Below are 6843 nucleotides of genomic sequence, written 5' to 3'. Positions count from 1 at the left end.
CAGCCCCTGTAGGGACTGTCAAAAACATGGATGTTTTTGCCAAACCCCCATGGATGGGTTTACGGCGTGTCCCGTAAGGGGCTGCCCGTCGGCCTCCCCAATACGTAGCAACCGAAACGCTGCTCTAAAGCTCTGAAGGCGCTACTGCGCCTGGGGCTCGTCGCCCTTGGCCGGCACCAGCCACCGCGACGCATGAATCCCCAGCTCATAAAGCAGGCACATGGGAATCGCCAGCATCAACTGGGAAACCACGTCCGGCGGCGTCAACACCGCCGCCAGCACGAAGATACCCACGATCGCGTAACCACGGCCGTCCTTGAACTGCTGCGGCGTGATCCACCCCAGCAGGGTCAGGATCACCATCGCCACCGGCAATTCAAAACTGCTGCCGAACGCGAAGAAGATCGCCAGCACGAAATCCAGGTACGCATTCGCGTCCGGCGTGATCGCAATCACCTCCGGGCGGAACGTGGTCAGGAAGTGGAAGACCGCCGGCAGCACCAGGAAATACGCAAACGCGCAGCCGATGTAGAACAGCAGCACCGAGGTTGCCAGCAACGGTACCGCCAGGCGCTTTTCGCGCGCATACAGGCCCGGCGCCACGAACGCCCACAGCTGGTACAGCAGCCACGGTACCGCGATGAACACGGCCACGAAGAAGGTCAGCTTGAGCGGTGCGAAGAACGCACCGGCCGGGTTGGTCGCGATCATCGACTGCCCGTTCGGCAGCTGCGAGATCAACGGCTGCGCCAACCACGTGTAGATCTGCCGCGAGAACGGCATCAACCCCAGTAGCACCACGCCCAGCCCGATCAGCGCCCGCATCAGGCGCGCGCGCAGTTCGATCAGGTGTTCGATCAACCCGCTTTCCGGCGACTCGTTACCGCTCATCGCGGGGCCTCCGGCGTCGAAGGCGGCGGATCGCGCGGCGCCTGCCCGTCGATGCCCGGCGGTGCCATCGCATCGCGCGGTTCTTCAGGTACAGCGTCCAGCTCGGGTGCCACCACGTGCTGGGCCACGCTCGCCGGCGAACCCGGCGCGGGCCCGGTCATCACCGGCTCGTCGGTGCTGGCCGGCGTATCGCCATCGCGCTTCACCTGGTTGCGCACCTGCTCGGCTTCGCGGCGGACCGCCTCACCACTGGCACGCAGCTGCGCCTCGGTGTCGCGAACCGAATCCTGCGCATCGCGGAACTGGCGCTTGATCTCATCGGCGTGCAGTTCGCGTTCCAGCTCCTGCTTCACCGAATCCCACTGGTTGCGCGCGCGCCGCACCCACAGCCCCGCGAAGCGGGCTGCCTTGGGCAGACGCTCGGGACCCAGCACGACCAACGCTACTACCGCGATGACCAGCAGTTCACTGAAACCGATGTCGAACACGCCATGCCGCCCCGATCAGCGCCGGTCGCGATCGTGCTCGTTCTGCGATGTCGTCGTCGAATCCTGCGGACGCGACTCATCGCTCAGGTGCGCGGTCGGCTTGTCCTCGTCGCGCATGCCCTTCTTGAATTCCTTCACGGCACTGCCAAGGTCCTTGGCGCCACTGGTCAGCTTCTTGGTGCCGAACACCAGCAGTACGATGACCAGTACCACCACCCAATGCCACAAGCTCATACTGCCCATGATGTTCTGCTCGCATTACCCGGTTACAAGGACCTGAGCATAGCGCACCGCCGGTAGGGCGGCGCGCGTGACGAAAGTCAGTTGCCGTCCAGTGATTCGGTGCGCACTTCGCCTTCGCCCACCGGCTGGAAGCCCTGCTGCGGTGCCGGCTGCTGCGGTACGGCCTGCAGCGGCGCGGTGGTGGCACCCGCAGTGGCCTGTTCAGCCACCGCCGGCGCGGCCTGCGGCGCCGGGCCGGCCGGGCGCGGGGCCGGGGCGCTGCCGCCCGTACCGCGCTTCTGGCGCGCCGAGTAGGTCGCTTCTTCCAGGCGGTCGCGGAACGCGACCACGTCCATCGACGGTGCCTCGCCCATGCGGCCTTCAAACACCATGCGCGGCGTCGTGTTGCTGCCGTAGGCGTCCAGGTTGGCGGCATCGTCGATCTGCAGCACCGCGCCATCGAGCGCCACGCCGGCAAACAGACCGCGCGCGCGCGACCAGGACCAGATCTCGGCCTTCAGCTGGCCGTCGGTGGCGGCGGCGGCGTTGCGCCCCACCGGACCGGCCGCGACCCCGGCATCGGCGCCAAGGGTGAACTTGCCGTTGACGAGATTGTCCAGGCTGCGGTCATTGCGGAACACCAGCACCACGTCCGACGACTGCACGCCGGCCTGGAAGCCGATGCTGCCGCCGGTAAGCTTCATGAACACGGGGTTGGACCAGCTGCCGTCGGCATTCTTCACCGACATCACGCCGTGGCCACGCCGGCCGCCGATGACCAGGCCGGCCTTGATCGTGTCGGGAATGACGACGATTGCCCGCGCTTCGTCCAGCAATTTGTCGGGAATGCCCTGTTCCGGGATTTCCTGGATGTCATTCAACACGCGCACCGCGTTGCGGGCGCGTTGGTCCTCCTCCGGCCCGGCCATCGCCTGGGTCGACAGCAGGCTGGCGGAGATCAGCAGTACAAGGCTCAAACGGCGCATGGGTGCTCCAAAAGGGGGGCGATACGTAACTACCCGAAATTAGTGGGGTTCCAATGAATCCGCAATGAGTATGTGCTCCCGGTCGCGCAGACCTGCGAGAATGGTCCCCATGCTCGACGCACCCGACACCGCCGTGCTGGCGGTCAATCTAGGCACACCCGAGACGCCCACCGCTCCGGCGGTCCGGCGCTACCTGGCCGAATTCCTCACTGACCCGCGCGTGGTCGCGATTCCTGCGTTGCTGTGGAAACCCCTGCTCTATGGGGTGATCCTGCCACTGCGCAGTGGGCGCTCGGCGGCCAAGTACGCCCAGGTCTGGCTGCCCGACGGGTCCCCCTTGATGGTGTACACGCGCCGCCTGGCCGAGGCCATGCAGCAGCTGATGCCCAACCTGCGCGTACGCCATGCCATGCGGTACGGCGCGCCCGCGCTCACCGCCGAGCTGGACCGGCTGGCCGCCGAAGGCATGCGGCGGATCGTGGTGCTGCCGCTGTACCCGCAGTATTCGACCACCACCACCGCCTCCATCGAAGACCAGGTGCGCGACTGGCAGCCCCGCCACCCGGGCGTCACCGTCACCCTGGTGCGCGATTACGCCGTGGACCCGGACTGGGTCGCAGCGGTGGCCGGCAGCATCCGCCAATGGTGGGCGCAGCACGGTCGTGGCGAGCAGCTGGTGTTTTCCTTCCACGGCATTCCGCAGCGCCTGGCCGATGCGGGCGACCCGTACCCGCAGCGCTGCGAAGCCAGTGCCCAGGCGATCGCGCAGGCACTCGGCCTGGCCGACGGTGAGTGGCAGCTCACCTACCAGTCGCGCTTCGGCCGCGAGAAGTGGCTGCAGCCCTATGCCGAACCCACGCTGTGGGCGATGGCCGAGCGCGGCGTCAAGCAGATCGACGTGGTCTGCCCGGGCTTCGCCACCGACTGCCTGGAAACCCTGGAAGAAGTGGCGATGGGCTTCACCGAAACCGTCGCCGCACGCGGCGCACAGATGCGCTACATCCCCTGCCTCAACGCCGATCCCGCACACGCCCTGGCGTTGTCGCGGCTGAGCATCGCGGCGTTGGCATGACGCTCGAACCGTTCGTACTGCCGGTGGCCGGCACCACCGTGGCTGGCCTGCGTTCTACGGTTGCTGAAGGGACGCGCGTGCTGGCCCTGCACGGCTGGCTCGACAACGCCGCCAGCTTCGTGCCGTTGGCCGCGGCGCTGCCCGGGCTGGACCTGGTGGCCATCGACCTGCCCGGGCACGGCCACAGCTCACACATGCCGCCGGGCACGCAGTACAACACCCCGGGCGCGATCTGCCATGTGCTCGAGGTCGCCGACGCACTGGGCTGGCAGCGCTTCACGCTGCTGGGCCATTCGATGGGCGCCGGCATTGCCAGCCTCACCGCCGCCGCCGCGCCTGAGCGCGTGGAGCGGCTGATTGCCATCGAAGCACTGGGTGGCCTGCGCGGGCCGGAAGATGAAACCGCGCAGCGCCTTCGCGAGCATGTACGCGCCGTGCGCGCGTTGCCGTCGAAGAAGCTGCGCGTGTTTTCCGATCTGGCCGCGCCGGTGCGCGCGCGCATGATGGCCAACCAGCTCAGCGAGCCGTGCGCGCGCCTGCTGGTCGAACGCGGCGTCATGCCGGTGGAAGGCGGCTACAGCTGGTGCAGCGACCAGCGCCTGATGCTGCCGACCGCGATGCGCTTGAGTGAGGCGCAGATCGACGACCTGCTCGCGGCCATTGAATGCCCGACCCAAGTGATCTACGCCACGCCAGCACAGTCGTATTACCCCGAGCCACTCCGCAGCGAGCGCATCAGGCTGCTGCGCGATGGCCACCTCGATGTGTTCCCCGGCACCCATCACCTGCACATGGAGCACCCGGCACTGGTCGCCGAGGTCATCGCCCGCTTCCTGGCACGGTAGGTATCGACCGTTGGTCGATACGCGCTTGAATCCCCTGCGACACACGGTCGCACTCAATTTCCATCGGTGATGTCCGATACCGATGACGCAGGCCCGCAAGGATCGCCTGTGTCGTCGCCTGCTCCGCCGTCTGCGAAGCCGCGTGTCATCCGGCTTCCAAGGAAGGAGTGCTCTCCCCCCCATCCACGTCTCTGCAAGGTCTTCCGCCGATGGGTCGCCGGACCTTGCATCCGTCTGTCCGCGTTCCAGCGGAGGACGTTCGCTACCGCACTGTTTCTGGAGTTGTCATGTCTGCCATCCCCCACCCTTCCTCACGTCCACCCGACGCAACGCTACTGACACCTGCGCTGCATCCGCACCCGCGCGGAGGGCGCGCCCTTGCAGGGCTGCTCTCCACTGGGTTGGTTGGCGGCCTTGCTGGCGCACTTTGGCACCAACCGAGCGTCACCGTGCTTGGCATCGCGATCGCGACCGGCGCGCTCGGTATGTTGGCACCGCGGGTGCGGCGGAACAGCCGTCAGCTGCGCGCTGAGCTGGCCCGGCTATCCACGAGCCATGGGCAGCTGCAGGCGCGCTGCGCCCACGAGCAGGACGCGGCTGCGGCCGACGCCACGCTTCGCCTGGCGTTGGAGGTCTCGCACACCGCGATGATGATTGCCGATGCGTCCCACGTGATCCGCTATGTGAATCCCGCCGTGGTGCGCCTGCTGCGCAACCAGCAGGCCAACCTGCGCGAGGCGTTTCCGGACTTTGACGCTGACACCCTGGTGGGCAGCAGCATCCATCGCTTCCACGCCAACCCCGATCGCATCCGCGCCATCCTGGACACGCTGCAGGCAACCCATCATGGGCGCGTGCGGATCGGGCCCGTGCACTTTGCCCAGGTGGTGAGCCCAATGTTCGATGCCGCCGGTGCACGCGTCGGCTTCGCCGTTGAATGGCACGACCGTACCCAGGAGCTTCTGCTGGAGACGGCCGTGGCCGAGATCGTGGACGCCGCCACCCGTGGCGACCTCGGCCGGCGCCTGCCACGCGCCGCCAGCGGTGCCGCCTTCATGGATGGCCTCACCACCGGCATCAACCAGCTGCTGGAACAGGTGGGCAGCACCGTCGGCGATCTGCGACGCGTTCTGTCTGCCCTGGCCGAGGGTGATCTGGGCCAGCGTATGGAGGGCGACTACGAAGGATCATTCGCCGCCATGCAGCGCGATGCCAATGCCACCGCCATCCAGCTCGGCAACATGGTTGAACGCATCCGCCGCAGTGCCGGCGCGATCGCGCTGGGTGCTGAAGAGATCGCCAGCGGCAACCATGATCTCTCCACCCGCACCGAGCGGCAGGCAGCACATCTGGAAGAAACGGCCTCTTCGATGGAAGAGCTCACCGCGACGGTTCGGCAGAACGCAGAACACGCACGCAACGCCAGCACCCTGGCGCGTGGCGCGCAGGAGGTAGCCGACCGTGGCAGCGCGGTGGTGGGGCGCGTGGTCAGCACCATGGACAGCATCCACGGCGCGTCCAAGCGGATCGGCGAGATCACCGGCGTCATCGATGGCATCGCCTTCCAGACCAACATCCTTGCCCTCAATGCGGCGGTGGAGGCAGCGCGTGCCGGCGACCAGGGCCGAGGCTTCGCGGTGGTAGCCAGCGAAGTGCGCAGCCTGGCGCAGCGTTCGGCGGAGGCCGCGCGTGAGATCCGGCAGTTGATCGATGCATCGGTCAGCGAGGTAGCCGATGGCGCCCGGTTGGCGCAGGACGCTGGCCGCACCATGCAGGAGATCGTCGGCAGCGTGGCCGGGGTCAGCGGCATCATGGCCAGCATCGCCGCGGCGTCGCAGGAACAGGCCGCCGGCATCGACCAGATCAACCAGACCGTGGTGCAGATGGACGAGGCGACCCAGCAGAACGCGGCGTTGGTCGAAGAAGCCAGCGCGGCCGCGCGCGAGCTGGAGCAGCAGGCAGCAGGCCTCACCGAGGCCGTTGCAGCGTTCCGTTGAGGTGTTTTGCGTATCGACCAACGGTCGATACCTACCCGGTGGTAGATCACGACCGTTGGTCGTGATGCCCGGGAGGCGCCCTGAGGGGCGCCTTTTTTGATGCATTCGGTGGGTGCCGACCGTTGGTCGCCACGCGTTGACGCAAAGAAAAAACCCCGCTGCGTAAGCAGCGGGGTTTTTGGGTGTAAACCCTGGCGATGACCTACTCTCGCATGGCTTGAGCCACACTACCATCGGCGCAGCTGCGTTTCACTTCCGAGTTCGGGATGGGATCGGGTGGTTCCACAGCGCTAATTTCACCAGGGAGACGGTTGGAGCGTCGCGATGTTCGTGATTTTCCCT

7 protein-coding genes and 1 rRNA gene are annotated in these 6843 nt (G+C 67.0%); 3 read left to right on the top strand and 5 right to left on the bottom strand.

Going from position 1 to position 6843, the window contains the following annotated elements; all coding sequences use genetic code 11:
• Window positions 1-141: 141 nt before the first annotated feature.
• From tatC to QMX79_RS19130, 4 genes are all read right to left on the bottom strand, one after another.
• Entirely contained in the window at window positions 142-891 is a 750-nt protein-coding gene (tatC, locus tag QMX79_RS19145; protein WP_068847925.1) for a twin-arginine translocase subunit TatC, read from the bottom strand.
• Window positions 888-1379: a Sec-independent protein translocase protein TatB gene (gene tatB / locus QMX79_RS19140; protein ID WP_282248187.1), complete on the bottom strand. Its 492-nt coding sequence runs from the start codon at window positions 1377-1379 to the stop codon at window positions 888-890. The genes tatC and tatB overlap by 4 nt, the downstream gene beginning before the upstream one ends.
• 15 nt (window positions 1380-1394) lie before the next feature.
• Window positions 1395-1622, bottom strand: a complete 228-nt coding sequence (gene tatA / locus QMX79_RS19135; protein WP_217538947.1) for a Sec-independent protein translocase subunit TatA — start codon at window positions 1620-1622, stop codon at window positions 1395-1397.
• A 77-nt stretch (window positions 1623-1699) separates the two neighbouring features.
• Complete coding sequence (locus tag QMX79_RS19130) at window positions 1700-2587, bottom strand: lipid-binding SYLF domain-containing protein (protein ID WP_282248186.1); 888 nt, start codon at window positions 2585-2587, stop codon at window positions 1700-1702.
• Window positions 2588-2696: 109 nt separating this feature from the next.
• Here QMX79_RS19130 and hemH point away from each other — a divergent pair, with 109 nt between their 5' ends.
• The 3 genes from hemH (at window position 2697) to QMX79_RS19115 (ending at window position 6501) form a co-directional block, all read left to right on the top strand.
• Entirely contained in the window at window positions 2697-3659 is a 963-nt protein-coding gene (gene hemH / locus QMX79_RS19125; protein WP_282248185.1) for a ferrochelatase, read from the top strand.
• Window positions 3656-4504, top strand: a complete 849-nt coding sequence (locus QMX79_RS19120) for an alpha/beta hydrolase (protein ID WP_282248184.1) — start codon at window positions 3656-3658, stop codon at window positions 4502-4504. Before hemH ends, QMX79_RS19120 begins: the two co-directional genes overlap by 4 nt.
• 485 nt (window positions 4505-4989) lie before the next feature.
• Window positions 4990-6501, top strand: a complete 1512-nt coding sequence (locus QMX79_RS19115; protein WP_282248183.1) for a methyl-accepting chemotaxis protein — start codon at window positions 4990-4992, stop codon at window positions 6499-6501.
• Between the two features lie 189 nt (window positions 6502-6690).
• Here QMX79_RS19115 and rrf read toward each other — a convergent pair.
• Window positions 6691-6805 (bottom strand): 5S ribosomal RNA (gene rrf, locus QMX79_RS19110).
• Window positions 6806-6843: the final 38 nt, after the last annotated feature.

Source organism: Stenotrophomonas sp. PS02300, assembly GCF_029959395.1.
Lineage (GTDB): Bacteria > Pseudomonadota > Gammaproteobacteria > Xanthomonadales > Xanthomonadaceae > Stenotrophomonas > Stenotrophomonas maltophilia_AD.
Note: the sequence above shows the minus strand (reverse complement) of the source record. Positions and strands in the feature narration are given on the sequence as shown.